Origin of the sequence: Marinobacter goseongensis, from assembly GCF_023156235.1 — a bacterium.
In the GTDB taxonomy this organism is placed as follows: Bacteria; Pseudomonadota; Gammaproteobacteria; order Pseudomonadales; family Oleiphilaceae; genus Marinobacter; species Marinobacter goseongensis.
In genome coordinates, this window is sequence record NZ_JAKZAI010000002.1 from 59,098 (window position 1) to 76,974 (window position 17,877).

The 17,877-nt window shown below is 58.5% G+C and carries 11 protein-coding genes; 8 read left to right on the forward strand and 3 right to left on the reverse strand.

Going from position 1 to position 17,877, the window contains the following annotated elements; all coding sequences use genetic code 11:
• The first annotated feature begins 96 nt into the window (after nt 1-96).
• Both hrpA and MLC70_RS00915 read left to right on the forward strand, forming a co-directional pair.
• Entirely contained in the window at nt 97-4,023 is a 3,927-nt protein-coding gene (gene hrpA, locus MLC70_RS00910) for an ATP-dependent RNA helicase HrpA (protein ID WP_248181089.1), read from the forward strand.
• 101 nt (nt 4,024-4,124) lie between these two features.
• Nucleotides 4,125-5,246, forward strand: a complete 1,122-nt coding sequence (locus MLC70_RS00915; RefSeq protein WP_248181090.1) for a beta-ketoacyl-ACP synthase III — start codon at nt 4,125-4,127, stop codon at nt 5,244-5,246.
• A 9-nt stretch (nt 5,247-5,255) separates the two neighbouring features.
• Here the strand turns inward: MLC70_RS00915 and MLC70_RS00920 are convergent, their stop codons facing one another.
• A complete protein-coding gene (locus MLC70_RS00920) occupies nt 5,256-5,663 on the reverse strand; it encodes an acyl-CoA thioesterase (RefSeq protein WP_248181091.1) in 408 nt (135 codons plus the stop codon).
• Nucleotides 5,664-5,755: 92 nt separating this feature from the next.
• On the opposite strand from MLC70_RS00920, the gene MLC70_RS00925 reads away from it, so the two are divergent.
• The 5 genes from MLC70_RS00925 (at nt 5,756) to dinG (ending at nt 12,771) form a co-directional block, all read left to right on the forward strand.
• A complete protein-coding gene (locus MLC70_RS00925; protein ID WP_410797569.1) occupies nt 5,756-6,541 on the forward strand; it encodes an MlaA family lipoprotein in 786 nt (261 codons plus the stop codon).
• A gap of 5 nt (nt 6,542-6,546) precedes the next feature.
• On the forward strand, nt 6,547-8,034 hold the full coding sequence (locus MLC70_RS00930) for a DUF3336 domain-containing protein (RefSeq protein WP_248181092.1): 1,488 nt from the start codon (nt 6,547-6,549) through the stop codon (nt 8,032-8,034).
• Nucleotides 8,035-8,138: 104 nt separating this feature from the next.
• Nucleotides 8,139-9,908 (forward strand): ExeA family protein, encoded by a 1,770-nt coding sequence (locus tag MLC70_RS00935; RefSeq protein WP_248181093.1) that lies wholly within the window; start codon nt 8,139-8,141, stop codon nt 9,906-9,908.
• On the forward strand, nt 9,908-10,579 hold the full coding sequence (locus tag MLC70_RS00940) for a general secretion pathway protein GspB (protein ID WP_248181094.1): 672 nt from the start codon (nt 9,908-9,910) through the stop codon (nt 10,577-10,579). Before MLC70_RS00935 ends, MLC70_RS00940 begins: the two co-directional genes overlap by 1 nt.
• Nucleotides 10,579-12,771 carry an ATP-dependent DNA helicase DinG gene (gene dinG / locus MLC70_RS00945; protein WP_248181095.1) on the forward strand — a complete coding sequence of 731 codons (2,193 nt, stop codon included), beginning with the start codon at nt 10,579-10,581 and terminating at the stop codon, nt 12,769-12,771. The genes MLC70_RS00940 and dinG overlap by 1 nt, the downstream gene beginning before the upstream one ends.
• 267 nt (nt 12,772-13,038) lie before the next feature.
• Here dinG and MLC70_RS00950 read toward each other — a convergent pair whose 3' ends face one another.
• The gene (locus tag MLC70_RS00950; protein ID WP_248181096.1) at nt 13,039-15,765 is read right to left on the reverse strand and encodes a winged helix-turn-helix domain-containing protein; all 2,727 of its coding nucleotides are present in this window, start codon (nt 15,763-15,765) and stop codon (nt 13,039-13,041) included.
• Nucleotides 15,766-16,025: 260 nt separating this feature from the next.
• On the opposite strand from MLC70_RS00950, the gene cysB reads away from it, so the two are divergent.
• Nucleotides 16,026-17,003 carry an HTH-type transcriptional regulator CysB gene (gene cysB / locus MLC70_RS00955; protein WP_248181097.1) on the forward strand — a complete coding sequence of 326 codons (978 nt, stop codon included), beginning with the start codon at nt 16,026-16,028 and terminating at the stop codon, nt 17,001-17,003.
• Here the strand turns inward: cysB and MLC70_RS00960 are convergent.
• On the reverse strand, nt 16,997-17,725 hold the full coding sequence (locus MLC70_RS00960) for a phosphoadenylyl-sulfate reductase (RefSeq protein ID WP_248181098.1): 729 nt from the start codon (nt 17,723-17,725) through the stop codon (nt 16,997-16,999). The genes cysB and MLC70_RS00960 overlap by 7 nt on opposite strands.
• Between the last annotated feature and the right edge of the window lie 152 nt (nt 17,726-17,877).

A 17,877-nucleotide genomic window follows, 5' to 3' on the forward strand; every position in this document is an offset into this window, starting at 1 on the left:
CCCGCCACGGCGGGGTTTTCCCGTTTAACAGGCCAGCCAATGCCGTTAGACTGGCGCTTTTCCATTGATTGCAAACGACACTGGTAACTTCCGTTCATGACTCGGACTCCCACAAACGCATCCTCGCCCGCACCTGACAATGCCGCGGCAGTGAAGGCCATTCAGGAACAACTGGATGCCTGCAACCAGCAGGAAGCGGCCCGCATTCACAAATTGCTGGCGCGCAACAAGGGCAGGCCGGATCAGAAGGACCTCGAGAAGATAGCGGGATGGCTGGATCGCGGTCTGGCACGGGTGCAACAACGCCAGGCGCTGCACAAGCCGGCGACGTTCCCGCCGGACCTTCCGGTTTCGGAACGGGTTGATGATATCCGTGACGCCATCGAGAACCACCAGGTAGTTATCATTGCTGGTGAGACGGGCTCTGGTAAAACCACCCAGATTCCCAAGATCTGCATGAACAGTGGGCGAGGCATTCGCGGTCTGATCGGCCACACCCAGCCCCGCCGGATTGCGGCTCGCAGTGTCGCGGCCCGGATTGCTGAAGAGCTGGGCGAGCAGACCGGCCAACAGGTGGGCTACCAGGTACGCTTTACCGACACGACTTCGGAGCAGTCCCGCGTCAAGGTCATGACTGACGGTATCCTGCTGGCGGAAATCCAGCATGACCGGTTTCTGGACCGCTACGATACGCTGATCATTGACGAAGCCCATGAGCGCAGTCTCAATATCGATTTCTTGCTGGGTTACCTGCGCCAGCTGCTGCCGAAGCGGCCGGACCTGAAGGTGATCATTACCTCTGCCACCATTGAGGTGGACCGGTTCAGCGATTTTTTCAACGATGCGCCGGTGATCGAGGTCAGTGGTCGGACCTACCCGGTGGATATCCGTTACCGCCCCTTGACGGGCGACGAGGATGATCGTGACCAGGGCTGGACCGACGGTGTGCTTCAGGCCCTTGAGGAGATCGAGCAACACGAGCGTCAGCAGAAAAAGCCTCCGGGCGATGTACTAGTGTTCCTGCCCGGGGAGCGGGAGATTCGCAATCTCAGCAAGGTGCTGCGGCATGTGGATCTGAAGCACACTGAGGTGTTGCCGCTTTACTCCCGCCTGAGCAATCAGGAGCAGAACCGAGTGTTCCAGGGCCATCGGGGCCGGCGTCTGGTGCTTTCCACCAACGTGGCCGAAACCTCGCTGACCGTACCGGGCATCCGCTACGTTATCGACACCGGCGTCGCCCGCATCAGTCGTTACAGTGTGCGCTCTAAGATTCAGCGGTTGCCGATTGAAGCGGTATCCCAGGCCAGTGCCAACCAGCGGGCAGGGCGCTGCGGTCGGGTGGCACCGGGCATCTGTTTTCGACTTTACGATGAAACGGATTTTATCAACCGATCAGAATACACCGATCCGGAAATTCTGCGCACCAATCTGGCCTCCGTTATCTTGCAGATGGCGACCACCGGTCTGGGCGACATTCGCCATTTTCCGTTTCTGGAAGCGCCGGACAGCCGCCTGATCAATGATGGTTATAAACTGTTGGAAGAGCTGGGCGCGGTCGATGACAAGCGCCGGGTGACCCGTCTCGGCCAGACCATGTCGCGGCTCCCGCTGGACCCTCGTCTGGCGCGTATGCTGGTGACCTCGGCAGAGCTTGGCAGCCTGTCGGAAACGCTGGTGATCATTGCCGGCCTGAGTATTCAGGACCCGAGGGAGCGCCCACAGGATAAACAGCAGGCAGCCGACCAGGCCCATGCACCGTTTAATGACAAGGAATCCGATTTCGCCAGCCTGCTCAATCTCTGGCGTTTTTACGAGGATCAACGGCAGGAGCTGTCTCAGAATCAGTTGAAGAAAGTGTGTCAGAAAACCTTTCTGTCGTGGATGCGCATGCGGGAGTGGCGTGATATCCACCGTCAGCTGACGCTGATCTGTCGCGAGCAGAAACTGGCGATCAATACCGAGCCTGCCAACTACGATTCGCTGCACAAAGCGATCCTCGCAGGACTGCTGGGGCAGGTGGCGCTGAAGGTGGAAAAGCGTGAGTACCTCGCTACCCGAAACCGGAAGGTGACGCTGTTTCCGGGTTCGAAAGTCTCAAAGAGCGCACCCAAGTGGATTGTTGCCGCTGAAATCGTTGAAACCAGCCGGGTGTTTGCACGAACGGTGGCCGCGATCCAGCCCGAATGGATTGAACCACTGGCCGGTCACGTGGTGAAGCGCCACTATTTCGAGCCGCATTGGGAGCAGAAACGCGCCCAGGTGATGGGCTATGAAAAAGTCACGTTGTACGGTCTGGATGTCGTGACGCGGCGCCGTATTCCCTACAGCAAGGTGGACCCCGGGGTCTGTCGGGATCTGTTTATCCGCCGCGCCCTGGTCGAAGGAGACTACCGGTCACGCGCGCCGTTCATCGAACGCAACCGGGCGTTGTTGGACACGGTGGAAAACCTGGAGAAGAAAACGCGTCGGCGGGATTTGCTGGTGGACGACGAGGCACTGGTGGCGTTCTACGACCAGCGCCTGCCAGAGGACATCGTCAGCGGCCGGCATTTTGAAACCTGGTGGAAGGGGCTGAGTGCGCCGGACCTGAAAAATATGGAATTGACGGAACAGGATATTCTGCAGCGACCTGTGGATGCGCAGGCCGGCAACCTGTACCCGGATTTTCTGGCGTGGGAGGGCGTTCAATATCCCCTCAGTTACGAGTTTGAACCGACCAGTGAGCGCGACGGCGTCACGCTCCAGGTGCCGTTGATGGCATTGAAACAGATTCCGGCCCGGCGGCTGGAATGGCTGGTTCCGGGCCTGTTGAGGGAGAAATGCATCGCATTGGTGAAAGGCCTGCCCAAATCCTTGCGACGCAATTTTGTACCGGTGCCGGATTTTGTGGACGCAGCCCTGGAGAACCTGCAGCCCACCAATGAACCGCTGGCCCTGCAGCTGGGAGAGCAGCTGCGGCGAATGACCGGTGTGCAGATTGATCCCCAGGTGTGGTCAGAGGATGAGTTACCGCGGCATCTCAGGATGAACGTCCGGGTGCTCGGTGATGGCGGCAAGGTCATGGCTGAGGGCCGCGAGGCATCGGTCCTGCAGGAGCAGCTTGAGGGCAAGGCCGAGGAGGCTCTTGCATCGGCGGCACAAGCCAGCGACGACAAGCTCACGGATCAGGTTCACGAGACGTGGGATTTCGGAGCCTTGCCTGAATCGGTCCAGACCGAACGGGGCGGAATGCAGGTAACGGTCTACCCGGCGCTGGATGACCTGGGTAAAGGGGTCAGGGTTGCGCGATATCTTGACCGCTTGACCGCCGAGGATGCCACTCGCAAGGCTGTCGCCAGGCTAATGCTGAACCGTTTTGGCAATACCCTGGACGAGCTTGAGCGTAAATTGCCCCATTTCAAGGCCTCGGCGCTGATGTTCGCCCCAGTCGGTCAGGCCCGGGTGTTACTGGATGACCTGCTGCTCGCGACAGTCATGATGCATTTTCTGTCCGATGAATTACCCCGTGACCAGGGGCATTTTGACGCCATCTTCAACCAGGGTCGTGGTGAATTCATCCCTGCACTGGAACAGGCAGACCACCACTTGCACGACGCCATGAAGGGTTATCACCGGGTCGCCAAACAGTTGAAAGGGAAAATCAGCCTGTCCCTTGCCAACAGCATGGCGGATCTGAAGTTTCAGCTGCGACACCTTGTCTACCCCGGGTTTCTGGTGGCGACACCGGCGGCCTGGCTTCAGCAGTTCGGCCGCTATTTCGAGGCCGCGGCTTTGCGGCTGGAGAAAATGCCACGAGAGACCGGTCGCGAGCGAGAATTTCTCCATACCATCGAACCTCTGTGGTCCCGTTACGCCAGTAAATTCGAGCAGCAGCAGCGCCAGGGGGTTCGGGATCCGGAGCTTACCCAGTACCGCTGGATGCTGGAAGAGTTCCGTGTGTCATTCTTCGCACAGCAACTGGGCACGGTCATGCCGGTGTCGGTCAAGCGCCTTGACCGCCAGTGGGAGCAGACACGGGTGTGATACTTTGGTCGTCGCGGGCAAATCGCCGGGACTGTGTTACTATTTGGTGCATTGTCGGAATTATCTTTCACTCTTTTTAAGACAGTTGACGTGGAGTTAGCGTGATTAAAGCCGTCATTAGCGGAACCGGTCTGTACACACCGCCTGCAACCATTGATAACGATGAGCTGGTGGAGGCATTCAACGCCTTCGTGGAGCTTGAGAATGCCCGAAACGCAGACGAAATCTCCCGTGGCGAAAGGGAACCCTTGCAACCCTCGTCCTCTGCCTTTATCGAGAAAGCATCCGGGATTAAACGCCGCCATGTGATTGACAAGCAAGGTATTCTGGATCCGGAGCGGATGGCTCCGTCGATTCCGGACCGCAGCAATGATGAACCGTCAGTGCAGTGCGACATGGCCGTTGCGGCCTGTCATGAGGCGTTACGGCAGGCCGGCAAAACCGCAGCTGACGTGGACGCGGTGATTGTCGCCTGTTCCAACCTGCAGCGGGCGTATCCGGCCATTTCCATCGAGGTCCAGGAGGCCCTGGGTATTGATGGCTTTGCCTATGACATGAACGTCGCCTGCAGTTCGGCAACCTTCGGTTTGCAGGCGGCGGTGAATTCCGTGGAAAATGGCAGCGCTCGCGCGGTGCTGGTGGTGAGTCCGGAAATCTGCTCAGGCCACCTTAATTTTCGCGATCGCGACAGCCATTTCATTTTTGGTGATGCCTGCACCGCGATCCTGGTTGAGCGGGAATCCGATGTTGCCGCCGGTCAGGGCTTCGAGATTCTCGGCACCAGCCTCAAAACCAGATTCTCGAACAACATCCGCAACAATTTCGGGTTCCTGAACCGTGCCGATGAATCCGGTTTGGGCAAGCCGGACAAGCTGTTTGTCCAGCAGGGCCGGAAAGTGTTCAAGGAAGTGTCGCCGCTGGTGGCAGAGACCATACTGTCTCAGCTGCAGCAGTTGACCCTGGTACCTGACAATCTGCGGCGCATGTGGCTGCATCAGGCCAATCTCAACATGAACCAGCTGATTGCCCGGAAGGTGCTCGGGCGCGACGCCACCACCGATGAGGCCCCGGTGATTCTTGACGAATACGCCAACACCAGTTCCGCCGGTTCGATCATTGCCTTCCACAAGAACAAGGACGATTTACAGACCGGCGATCTCGGGGTAATTTGCTCGTTCGGTGCCGGGTATTCCATCGGCAGCGTTGTCGTGCGCCGCCGATAGCCCCTTTGATCAATGGGTTGCCAGGGCTCGCAGGGAGTCCGGCAACCGGGTCGATGAGCGGTTGACACGGTCAAACCACACGATCTTCGCGTAGCCCTCGGCGTACAATTCCCCGGTTTCGGCGTCTGTCAGGGTGTGATAGGTGTCAAGGCTGGTATTACCCGCCTTGTCAGCGTATGTTTTGACCACAATTGTTGCCGGGTGGTTCAACTCCTTCAGAAAAGTCGCGCTGGTCTTTATAATGATCGGACCGTCCGCGGCCTCGGAGCCGCCGAGGTTCATGGAGTTCAGCCACACAATCCGGGCTTCTTCGAAAAAGCGGAAATAAACCGTGTTGTTGGCGTGGCCGTAAGCATCCATATCACCCCAACGCAGGGGCGTGGACAAGGTGTTGACTAGATTTCCCGGTACTGACATCGGGTTCCTCCGAACCTGAGAACGAATAAAAAGAATAACAGAGCTGGTATTCTCGACGAACAGAAACGGAATTAACAACCTCAGGCTCTTAGATGACACATTTTTATTTCCGGCGCCCGTCGCCGACGCTGGTTTTATTCGCGGTGCTTGCCCTGTTTGCCGGTGTGTCGAACGTGGCCGCCCAGAACATGCAGGAGCCGGCGCCGGAGCAATCGCAGCCGGTGAAAGAATCGGATCCCTACGAGAATTGGAACCGTAAGGTGTATGGCTTCAATGAGGCCATCGACGATTGGTTCCTGCGCCCCATCGCCACTGGGTACAGGACGGTCATGCCCGGTTTTGCGGATCGGGCCGTCACCAACTTTTTCAATAACCTCACCGAAGTTCGAAATTTCGCGAACAGCCTGTTCCAGCTCAAGGGCGAGTCTGCGGTGGTTGCGGCGGGTCGCTTTACTTACAACACCGTATTTGGCCTTGGGGGGCTGATTGACGTCGCCACCGCCTTCGAGCTGCCGGAACGTCCGGAAGATTTCGGTCAGACACTGGGTTATTGGGGAATGAACTCCGGCCCTTACCTGATGTTACCCTTTCTGGGCCCGTCCAACCCCCGTGATCTGACCGGTTTCGGCACGGATATGGTATTACTGCCGTCTGCCTGGGATTATGCCGAAACCCCGGACGTGTATTACGCCCGTGGCTTGCAGGTTGTCGATAAGCGCGCTGATCTGATCCCCGCTGAAGGCTTTATGTCCGGAGACGGCTATACTTTCGTGAGAAATGCCTATCTGCAGCGGCGGGAGTTCCTGATCAATGATGGTAAAACCACTTCCGATCCGTTTGCTGAAGAAGACGAAGACCTGATGCTGGAAGATTTCTGACGCCAATGACCGACGACCGCATTCGCAAGTTTCGCAAAATGCTGGCGGAGGCCCCCAATTACGAAGTTTGGAAAGCCGCTGCCCTGGAACTCGATTTCCTCGAGGGCAGCGCGGAGTGGAAAGAGGATTTTGTTTCTGATCTTTACCATTACGAGCTGATTTACGATCGGCTCAGCAATCTCCAGCAGTACCGTCAACAGAACGATGTCGAGCGCCTGAAGCGCGCGCTCCGGGAGGGGCTGCATCACGACCTCGGGAACATGGGGAACCCAGCGCTCTATACCCAGTCACGGGTGGGCACCAAACATCTGATTGAAGAGTATATCGTTCAGGTGTGTGAGGCGCTGGATTTCCTCTGCGATCACCCCGTGCAGGGTTTTCCGGTTTCTGAAAAGCTCCAGTTCTTCCGCGACACCCTGAACAGCTATGGTCGCCCGACACTCCTGCTCAGCGGCGGCGCGACTCTGGGCATGTTTCATTTCGGCGTAATCAAGGCGCTCTGGGAGAAGGGGCTATTGCCGCAGGTGATTGCCGGTTCAAGTATTGGTGCCATCATTGCAGGCATACTGGGTGTGCATACGGACGCGGAAATCCCGGAAATGCTGGTGCCGGAAAACCACCACCTGAAAGCCTGGAAATGGCGGGGGCTGCTCAGCGCCATGCGGGGTGACGGCCTGATGGATCAGGATCAGCTAAAGTCCTGCCTGCGGGCCAACATGGGTGAGCTGACGTTCGAAGAGGCGTATCAGCGTACCGGGCGTTCCATCAACGTTAGCGTCTCACCGGTACAGGCCCATCAGAAGGCACGGTTACTGAGTGGATACACCTCCCCGTACCTGCTGGTCTGGAGTGCCGCACTGGCCAGTGCGGCGGTCCCGGGTATTTTCCCGCCGGTCACTCTGATGAAAAAGGACATGCACGGGCACTCGCTGCCCTACATGCCGAGGCTGAAGTTTGTGGATGGCTCGGTGGTGAGCGATCTGCCCATCGAGCGTCTGATGCACCTGTACGACGTCAACTACACCATTGTCAGCCAGACCAATCCCCATGTGGTTCCGTTTCTCGCCCGGGGCGGGCGGGACGAAAAACTCAGTCTTGCCAAGTTGCCGGTGCACCTGATCAAGTCGGAAATCCAGTTTCATGGCCAGGGGTTGTTCGACTACCTCCGTAAGCGGGTTCGCCCGGAAATCCTTCGACAGATTTCCGGACAGATGTACACGATCATGGCGCAACGTTATTCCGGCGATGTCACCATAGCGCCGAATTACCGTTTGCGAGATTTTCGCCGTATGCTGAGTAACCCGGAGCCGGCGTATGTGCGGGAAATGATCCTCGCTGGTGAGCGCGCGACCTGGCCCAAGATCTCAATGATTCGTTCACACGCCCGGATATCCAAGACCCTTGAGCGCTGCGTCCGTCGTCTGAAAAACCAGCAAAAACGGGCCACCGGTGAATTGAGGCTGGTCAGCAATGCCGAATCCGGGAGCTCTTGAGATGACACGCCAGGGAGCCGGGCGGTATGATGAGCGCGTCATCGGGGGCGACGTCTGTCCCTGCGACTTTTTCTTTCTCCGCCTGAGCATCTGACTGGACACTCATGTACTACGATTTCTTCGGTTTTCGGGAACCCCCGTTTTCGATTGCTCCGGATCCCCGCTACCTGTATCTGAGTGAGCGCCACAAAGAAGCCTTGGCGCATCTCATGTATGGCGTCCAGGGGCAGGGCGGATTTATTGTCATTACCGGTGAGGTGGGCACAGGGAAAACCACCGTCAGCCGCTGCTTTATTGAAAATGTACCCGACCACGTCGACATCGCCCTGATCCTCAACCCCAGGCTGTCCGCGCGCGAGTTGCTGTCGTCGGTTTGCGATGAGCTTGAAATTTCTCACCCCCTGGGTGCCAGCATCAAACAGCTGGTTGATCTGATTAACGCCGACCTGCTGAAAGCCCATGCGGCGGGCCGCCACAAAGTGTTGGTGATTGACGAGGCACAGAACCTCTCCGCAGACGTGCTGGAACAGCTGAGGCTGCTGACCAATCTGGAGACCGCTGAAAAAAAGCTGCTTCAAATTGTGCTGCTGGGGCAGCCGGAACTTCAGGCGTTGCTGGCGCGACCGGAGCTTCGTCAGTTGAACCAGCGAGTGACTGCCCGCTATCACCTGGATGCGCTGGCTGCGGACGAGCTGCCGGGCTACCTGCGCTACCGGCTCGGTGTGGCGGGGCTGCGGGCCGATATTTTCAGCGCCGGGGCAATCAAGACATTGTTCCGCGTCAGTGACGGCATTCCGAGATTGGTCAACCTGATCAGTGACCGAGCCTTGCTGGGGGCCTATGCGGAAGGCGAACACGTCATTACCCGCAGGCACATCCGCACGGCCGCACACGAGGTCAACGGTGGTTTGTCTGCCAGAGTTACCTCTCGAAGCGGGGGGAACAAGCGTCACTGGCTGATGATATCGGCATCTGTTTTGCTGGCGCTTTTTGCCACTGTACTGCTGCTCGATCGCTGGAATTCCGATGCAGTGTCGCCGAGTCCGCAAGCCAGCGAAACCATACAACCACTGGCAGGTGCCATCGAACGCCTCGAGGACGCGATCGAGAGCGAGACACAGACCCAGAACCAGAACCAGAACCAGAACCAGAACCAGAACCAGAACCAGAACCAGAAAGAAGACCCCGCGCAGGCCGACCTCCCGACGTTTCCAGCGTTGGATTTCGCCCGCCAGACCAGCTCGCGAACCGGAGCCTACCGTTTGCTGTTCTCAATCTGGGATCTGGAGTATTCGCCCTCGGAAAACCCTGCCGAGTGCCTGTTTGCCGTGACAAACAATTTACGATGCCTCGAGCGTCAGGGCACCTGGCGGAGCCTTTCGTTCCTGGACAGACCCGCCATATTGGAGCTGCGCAATACTGAAGAGGTTACGGGAGAGGATTCCCAAGCAGGTCTGAGGGGGTCAACCGGTTATGCCGTACTGCGCAGCATCAACGGTGAGGAGGGGGTGCTGATCACCGCGGACGGTTCGCATACGGTGAGTGTCGGTTCCCTTGAGCGCCTCTGGACGGGAAAGTTCACCGTGCTCTGGCAGTTGCCGTCCTATATGCTGGGTGAGCGCGATGAGACCCCGGCTGCCCGTGCCGGCATGGCCGCCAGAATGATGGAATTGGCCGAGCTTCACAGCACTGACCCCACAGAGAACGACCGGATCAATCGGATGGACCTTACCGAGCAGATAAGGTGGTTTCAGAGCAAGAAAGGCTTGACGGTGGATGGCATTGCCGGGCCCATGACCCTCATTCAGATTAATAATGATCTGGACGCAGACCTCCCGCGGCTCAGCGACGGTGCATCGGGTGGAGGGAACTGATGTCCTACATTCTCGACGCCCTCAGAAAATCCGAAAGCGAGCGTCGTCAGGGCAAGGTCCCTGACCTGGGCCAGCAGGTTCAGATCATTCATAAACCGCGAAAGAAATCGGTCCCGCCTGCTGTCTGGATCACGATTGCCCTGATCATCAATGCCGTGGTTCTGGCCTTCATTTTCTGGCCAGTGATGGCGGAGAAGATTCGCACGTCTGCTGCGCCGGAGATACGGGATGTGCCAGAAACTCAGGAAACCACGGAAACTCAGGAAATGTCTGCGGTTAACCTGCCCGATGTGCCCCCGGTGGGTGAGCCTGAACTCGCTGAGACCGGGGAGCCGGAGCCGCGGCTGGCGCCTACGATTATTGTACCGGACCGCAGGTTGCCGGTGGCGTCCCCCGCTGAATCCGAGCAAATCCCGGAGGGCCGTGTACCGCATCTTGTTGAACTACCCGTGCCCTTTCAGAGAAGCATTCCCGATTTGAAGTTCAACAGTCACATCTACGCCTCAGAGCCGTCGGCGAGACGGGTAATGATCAACAACCAGTACATGAGGGTAGGCGACAGCTTTTCCGGCATTCGCGTTGAGCGCATCACCGAAGAGGGGGTGGAACTCAGCAAGGAAGGCCGCCGTTTTCGCGTGGGTGTGGTACGTGACTGGATGAGCCCCCGCTGATGGCCCTCGCTGACGACACAAAGCAGCAGATTCAGCAAAGTTACCGGGACGTGCTGGCAGGCAAGGATATTCGTGCCCGTTACGGTCAACGCCTGATGATTGCGGAAATCGCGCGGTATATGGGCGATATCACGGAAAATGATGGCCAGCGAACCTCTCCGCCGTCGGCCTGTGTGGTGGAGGCCGGTACCGGTACCGGGAAGACCCTCGCTTACCTGATTGCGGCCATTCCGGTTGCCAAGGCGCTGGGTAAGACCCTGGTCATCTCGACCGCCACGGTCGCGTTGCAGGACCAGATCGTTCATAAGGATCTGCCGGATCTCAAGAAACACAGTAAAATGGACTTCTCCTGGACCCTGGCGAAGGGCCGCGGACGCTACCTTTGCATGTCGCGGCTGGAGGCAAGACTGCACGATGAGGGTAACGGCGACAGCGATACCATGCCGCTGTTTCTGCTGGACGGCCCTGGGCATGAAGAGCCGGGCACCCGTGCCTTCTTTGAGGAAATGCTGGCCAGCTACGGGTCCCGCACCTGGGATGGTGATCGGGACCACTGGCCTGACCAGATTCCCGATGACGTCTGGCGCCAGGTCACAACCGATCACCGCCAATGCACCAACCGGCATTGCAGCTACTTTGACAGCTGTGCGTTCTTCGACGCCCGTAAAGACCTGGACGATGCTGATATCGTGGTGGCCAATCACGATCTGGTGCTGGCGGATCTGGCATTGGGCGGCGGCGCCATTCTGCCGGAGCCGGAGAATGCCCTGTTCATTTTTGACGAAGCCCATCATTTGCCCGACAAGGCCCTCAACCACTTCGCCGCGTCGGTTCCGCTGAATGCCACGCGCCAGTGGCTCAAGCAGCTTTCGCAGGCCCTGGGTAAGATGCAACCCTACCTGTCGCCGACGACGCTGGCGGCCAAGACCATTGATCGTGTCAGCCATGCCTCCCGGGAGGTGGACGTGGCGCTGACAGAGGTCTACGACGAAGCCGAGCAGAATACCGGCTGGGAATTCAGTGAGGAACGTCGTTCTGCCCAGTGGCGCTATCCGGAAGGTGAGTTGCCGGAAGCACTGGCGGATTTGGCCGCAAACGCGCGCCTGGTAACCGCCAACCTGGTTCGTCAGCTGGGCGTGTTGGCGGACGAGCTGCAGAAAGCCTTTGATGAGCGTAAAGAGCATGAGGTGGATCGGGAGACGGCGGAGTCCTGGTACCCGGTGATCGGATCCTTTCACGCGCGTTCGGAAGAGCAACTGAGACTCTGGGCAGCCTGGTGTGAGCCCACGGCAGTGAAAGCCGAGGAGGACGCGTCTGGCGAGGAGGCGCCGTCAAAGCCCAGGCCAAAGCTGAAAAGCCCACCAGCGGCCCGCTGGGCTGTGCGCCAGCGCTGGGATCATGCTGAAGATATCACCCTCTATAGCAGCCCGGTACTGGCAGACAACCTGTTGTATTCCCGTTTGTGGTCGCGGGCCTACGGCGCGGTGTTGACCAGCGCCACTCTGACAGCGCTGGGACGATTCGACCGCCTTCAGGCGAGGGCGGGTCTACCGGAGGCCAGCCGCTTCCTGGTGGTGCCCAGTTCTTTCCGCTATGCCGAAATGGCCACGGTGGAAGTGCCGGCGATGACCGCCATGCCCACCGATGATGCGTTCACGGACGCGTTGGTGTCACGATTGCCGGACTTGTGGGCCGGGGAGAAGGCCACGCTGGTGCTATTCACCTCCCGCCGGCAAATGCAACTTGTGCGGGATGCGCTGGCGCCGGAATACCCGGACCTGATTGTCACCCAGGACGACATGGCCAAAGGCGAAGTGCTGCGCCAGCACTGTGCCCGCGTCGATGAGGGGCGACCCAGCGTGTTGTTTGGCGTCGCGAGTTTTGCCGAGGGAATCGACTTGCCCGGCAAGTACCTCGGCCACGTGGTAATCACACGGCTGCCATTTTCGGTGCCGGATGATCCCATTGAGGCCAGCCTCGCCGAGTGGGTGACTCAGCGGGGTGGCAATCCGTTCATGGAAATCACCGTACCGGACGCCTCCATCAAGCTGGTGCAGGCCGTGGGCCGACTGCTGCGCACCGAGCAGGACACCGGACGGGTGACCATTCTTGACCGCCGCATTATTGCACGCCGGTACGGCCAACTGCTGTTGGACGCGCTACCGCCGTTCCGCAGGATCATCGAGCACTGACCGTTCCCTGCCCATAAAAAAAGAGCCACTCGATGAGGAGCGGCTCTTGTCAAAGGGGGTTCGTTTAGAACCCGGGCGTCGAAACAACGCGGAACAAGAAGTCTGAAGGCCTGAAGTTTCAGAATTCCCGGTGAGGGCTCGCCTCACCATGGGGATCATCATAGAAGAAGGCGGGGCGTACCCGGATCGTCCAAAGGGCGTAGTGGGGCGGATTACTCCGGGAAAACTGTGACGTGCATCACAACGTGATGCCGCCAGATGACGGCGTCAATCCAGCAATCCCAGTTCCCGCGCTCTTGCCAGTGCCTCCGTGCGGCGACTGACCCCAAGTTTGCCGTACAGATTGCGGATGTGAGCCTTTACCGTCGCCGGGGCGACAGTCATCCGCGTGGCAATCTCCTTGTTGGCAAGCCCCTGGTTAATCAATTCGAGAACTTCTAATTCCCGTTGGCTCAGGGGTTCGGCAAGGGCGTCATTGCCTGATTCGGGCGGCTTTACGTGCGGGGGTTGTTCTGCGACTTCGGCCCGTTCAGGGGCAACCGGGTCCAGATTCCGGAGCATGTCGAGCACACGGCCGTTCCAACTTGACGGCGCATGCAGCGCCGGGAGGTCCAGCAATCGCTGGCGAATGGCCGCACTTTCCTCGGCAAAGATCCGCATGAAGCCCGCCTGCGCCCCTTTCTTTACAGCCAGTGTCAGTATCTCATCCGCTTCCTCTGTCCTGTTTGCGCAGTACAGGGCCTCCGCATGCACGGTAAGGATTTCCACCAGATGACGGAAATGCTGATCCCTCTCTGCGCCTGCGCGCATCGGGGTGAGCAGTGCAATTGCCTCGTCAGCGCGGTGTGACGCCACGAGAACTCGGGCGGTGCTGATCTGGTTCTGCTCGAAATTAAGGGGGTTGGAAAACGCCTCGCCTTTCACCGAATCAACCCATTGCATGGCCTGTTCAGGGTGCCCCGAGGCAAGGTAACAGCGAGACAAGAGGGCCGAACACGCCGGTGGCTCGAACACGATGTGATCGCGGCGTCGCCGAGCCACCGATACTGCATCCTCGAGGGCCGATATGGCGTCCTCATGGCGCCCCTCGCTGAATGCCAGGTGGCCGCGAACATACTGAATGATGACATGCTGGCCAGGCTCGGTGCCGTTGGTGACGTGGTCCAGCAGCGGCGCAAGGTGCGATGCCGCCAGCTCGGGTTCGTTGCGCTCCCGGTAGATCTCGGTCAGTGCGCTGTTCTGCCAGCAGGATATCAGCCTGGGCTGGGACGGATCAGAATAATGCTGGTCGACCCAGCGGCGAACCGATGTGCAGGTTTCCAGCGCCTCATCGATATCTCCGCGGTTGTACTGGATCCACGCCAGCAATCCGCCACTGGAGAGGACTGTGCTGGGTTTGCGTTCGAGCTCGCCGTATCTTACCGCTGAACGAAGCGCTTCCTGGGCCGATGCCAGATCCCCCTTGTCGTAATAATCGAGACCCACACCGTAGTAGGTTACCGATTTCAGCGGAATACGGGTGTGGTCGATATCCCGAAGCACCTGTTGGGTAAGATCTGACGCGCTTTTTTCGTCACTACGGGTGCGCGCCAGGTAGGAGCGAATCAGTGAGATTTCACTCTGCAGGCCCAGCGCACCCTCCGCATCCGGGTGGGAGTCCGCCACCCGGCGGTCGAGCATGTCTTCCAGGTCTGACAACAAGGGTTCCAACACGTCCACCCGGTTGGCAAAGAACAGCGACCAGATTCGCAGCATCTGCAATTGGGGGCTGTCGTCCACGGTAGCCACGGGTAAGGCATCCAGCCATTGCAGCACGGGCAGGTGATACCCGCCATGAATCAGGTTGTTGCCGTGTTCAGCAAGAACCTGTGCCAGCCAGGTCCAGTCCTGTTGCCGAACGATCTGGGCTATGCCCTCCTGAACGTGATCGTGGGTCATCAGCCACTGCACGGCCCGCTGCCAATGTAGGCGGGCCGATTCCGGATCGCGCGCCCACGCCCTTTTCAGCAGGGCATCCCGGAACAGGTCATGGTATCGGAACCAGTGATTTCGGGTGTCCAGAGGGATCAGGAACAGGTTCTGGCGCAGCAACTGCTCAAGCATCGTCTGACTGTTTGATGTGTCGCGTACGCGATCACACAGCGATGCGCACAAGCGCGGACAGCAGGCGGTGCTGGTCAGAAAATCCCGGATTGCCTGTGGCTGCTGCTCCAGCACCTCGGTAAGCACGTAATCGTTAATGCTGCGCTCGTCGACATCCACAGAGATGGCGGAGGCGGTGGGCGAGCCGCTGGCATCCGTCGCGCCTGTCAGCGCGGAGAGCTGCATGGCAGCCACCCAGCCCTCGGTCTTTTGAAGAATATGACGGATGTCATGTTCGGACACCTCCATCTCCATCGTCTCCCGGAAGAAACGTCGGCACTCGTCCTCGGAGAAGGCGAGCAGAGCAGGGTGCACGTCTTCAATCCAGCGTCGGACCCGCCAACGCGCGAGCGGCAGGGAGGCTTCGGTTCGCGAGGTGAGAGTCAGGGTGACCCCGGGCGGGAGGTAATCCACGAAATACGCCAGCTGGCGCTGGATTTCGGGGTTTCGGATGAAATGGAAGTCATCCAGAACCAGTGACCAGTTGGCACCGTCGCTGGACAGGGCGTTGATCAGGGCCGTGATCGGGCCCTCAAGTTCTTGAAGCGAGCAGTGACTGAGTTGTTGACGACAGGTGTCCATGCCTGCCAGTCCGCTGTGTTCGAAGGCACCGGTCATGTATTGCCAAAAACGCCTGGGTTCGTTGTCATGCTCATCGAGGGACAGCCAGGCGGTAGAAGACCCGAGTTGAGCGCACCACTGGCTGGCCAGGGTGGTTTTGCCAAAACCGGCCGGCGCGACCACAAGGTTGAGACGCTTGGGAGCTCCCGGTTGCAACAGACCGTATAACCGCTCGCGCCTTACGGCGCGGGGGTCTGAGGTGGGTCTGAGGAACTTGGTGGTGAGAAGCATCTTTTCCCTGAATGCGCTTGAAGTGTCGATACCGGATTGTGTGCTTTGTCACACTGAAGTCAAGGGAGAGAGCTGCAAAAACGTCATTAGCGATGCGGCGTTATTCGATTTTTGGTCTAAACTGACTGAGATAGGTTTTGTATACTCAAAAAGAATGAAAAATATTATTGTTATACGTATTCTGTTCCTTACGGCAGGGCCGCAGGAACAGAGCACAAGCGGCCCGACATTTGCGGGCGTTCAGGGGAGCGACAGGGTCGATGAAATTACAACAGTTGCGCTATATCTGGGAAGTGGCACACCACGATCTCAATGTATCGGCAACCGCCCAGAGCCTTTTCACTTCACAGCCGGGGATCTCCAAACAGATCCGTTTGCTCGAGGACGAACTGGGTCTTGAGGTATTTGCGCGCAGCGGCAAGCACCTCACCCGCATTACGCCCGGGGGTGAGATCATCATTCGAGAGGCCGGAGAGATTCTCCGACGGGTCGAGGGTATCAAGAAGATTGCTCAGGAATTCAGCAATCAGCGGAAGGGCGATCTGAGTATTGCCACCACGCACACCCAGGCCCGCTATGCGCTGCCACCGGTGATCAGCGGGTTCATCGAAGCCTACCCTGACGTATCTCTGCACATGCACCAGGGCACACCCATGCAGATTTCGGAGATGGCGGCTAATGGCGCAGTAGATTTTGCCATTGCCACAGAAGCCATGGAGCTGTTCAACGACCTGATCATGATGCCGTGCTACCGGTGGAATCGCAGCGTTATCGTGCCGCGGAATCACCCGCTGGCAGCGCTCTCCGAGTTGACGCTGCCGGAACTCGCCAAATACCCGTTGGTGACCTATGTGTTCGGGTTTACCGGCCGCTCAAAGCTGGATGAGGCGTTTCAGTCACAGGGACTGACCCCGAAAGTGGTGTTTACGGCGGCGGACGCCGATGTCATCAAAACTTACGTCCGCCTGGGCCTGGGTGTTGGCATCATCGCCAGCATGGCCTTTGATGAAAAAGTGGATACCGATCTGGTCGCGCTGGATGCCCGCAAGCTGTTCCGTCCCAGTGTAACCCGCATCGGATTCCGCAAGGGCACCTTCCTGCGGGGTTATATGTACGACTTTATTCAGCGCTTCGCGCCTCATCTCACCAAGGACAGTGTCGATGAGGCGGTCGCGCATCAGGGCAGTCGCTCAGAAATCGAAGAGCTGTTCAAGGACGTGAATCTGCCGACTTACTGATTGTCACTCGCGATCAGGTTACCTGCGTGCAGGCCACACTCTTTCTGTGTGGCCTCTTCCCACCACCAGCGTCCTTCCCGCTCATGCTGGCCCGGCAAGATTGGCCGGGTGCAGGGCTGGCAACCAATGCTGACAAACCCCTTTTCGTGCAGGGCATTGTAGGGAACCTCAGACATCCGGATGTAATCCCAGACTTCTTTTGAGGTCCAGTCAGCGAGTGGGTTGAATTTGATCAACTGATGGGTATCGCTGGAAAAGGCGCTGTCGATCTGCGCCACCGGCACCTCGTTGCGGGTACCCGGGCTCTGGTCCTTACGCTGGCCAGTGATCCAGGCATCCACCGTGGCCAGCTTGCGCCTCAGCGGATTGACCTTGCGGATGCCACAGCACTCACCGTGGCCATCTTTATAGAAGCTGAACAGCCCCTTACCGTTCACCAGCTCCTGTACCTCCGTGGCATCCGGAAACAGCACCTCTATCTCAATGCCGTAATGCTGACGCACTTTCTCGACAAACTCGTAGGTTTCCGGATGCAGCCGACCGGTGTCGAGAGTGAAAACCTGCAGGTTGTCTGTCAGCTTGTGGGCCATTTCAATCAGTGCTACGTCCTCGGCACCACTGAACGAGATCGCAATGTTATCGAATCTGGCCAGGGCCGCTTTCAGGATGGCGCGCGGGCTTTGGCCGTCCAGTTCCTGTTGTAACGATGCAATATCAGTCATGAAAAGGGTTGTCCGTGATAAATGTGTGATAAATCTACCATTAACCGCTGCTGGCCTGAAGGAATCTGGTTGTATAACCTTATAGCGGGCAAGATGCACGATGCATTCGGCGGCGTATTTTCTTATCATACGTGCCGATTACCCGCCGCGCT

Coding starts and splice junctions, on each gene's coding strand:
- dinG (WP_248181095.1), top strand. CDS start 10,579: ATGGCCCTCGCTGACGACACAAAGCAGCAGATTCAGCAAAGTTACCGG.
- MLC70_RS00935 (WP_248181093.1), top strand. CDS start 8,139: ATGTACTACGATTTCTTCGGTTTTCGGGAACCCCCGTTTTCGATTGCT.
- MLC70_RS00925 (WP_410797569.1), top strand. CDS start 5,756: ATGACACATTTTTATTTCCGGCGCCCGTCGCCGACGCTGGTTTTATTC.
- MLC70_RS00950 (WP_248181096.1), bottom strand. CDS start 15,765: ATGCTTCTCACCACCAAGTTCCTCAGACCCACCTCAGACCCCCGCGCC.
- MLC70_RS00920 (WP_248181091.1), bottom strand. CDS start 5,663: ATGTCAGTACCGGGAAATCTAGTCAACACCTTGTCCACGCCCCTGCGT.
- MLC70_RS00930 (WP_248181092.1), top strand. CDS start 6,547: ATGACCGACGACCGCATTCGCAAGTTTCGCAAAATGCTGGCGGAGGCC.
- MLC70_RS00960 (WP_248181098.1), bottom strand. CDS start 17,725: ATGACTGATATTGCATCGTTACAACAGGAACTGGACGGCCAAAGCCCG.
- hrpA (WP_248181089.1), top strand. CDS start 97: ATGACTCGGACTCCCACAAACGCATCCTCGCCCGCACCTGACAATGCC.
- cysB (WP_248181097.1), top strand. CDS start 16,026: ATGAAATTACAACAGTTGCGCTATATCTGGGAAGTGGCACACCACGAT.
- MLC70_RS00940 (WP_248181094.1), top strand. CDS start 9,908: ATGTCCTACATTCTCGACGCCCTCAGAAAATCCGAAAGCGAGCGTCGT.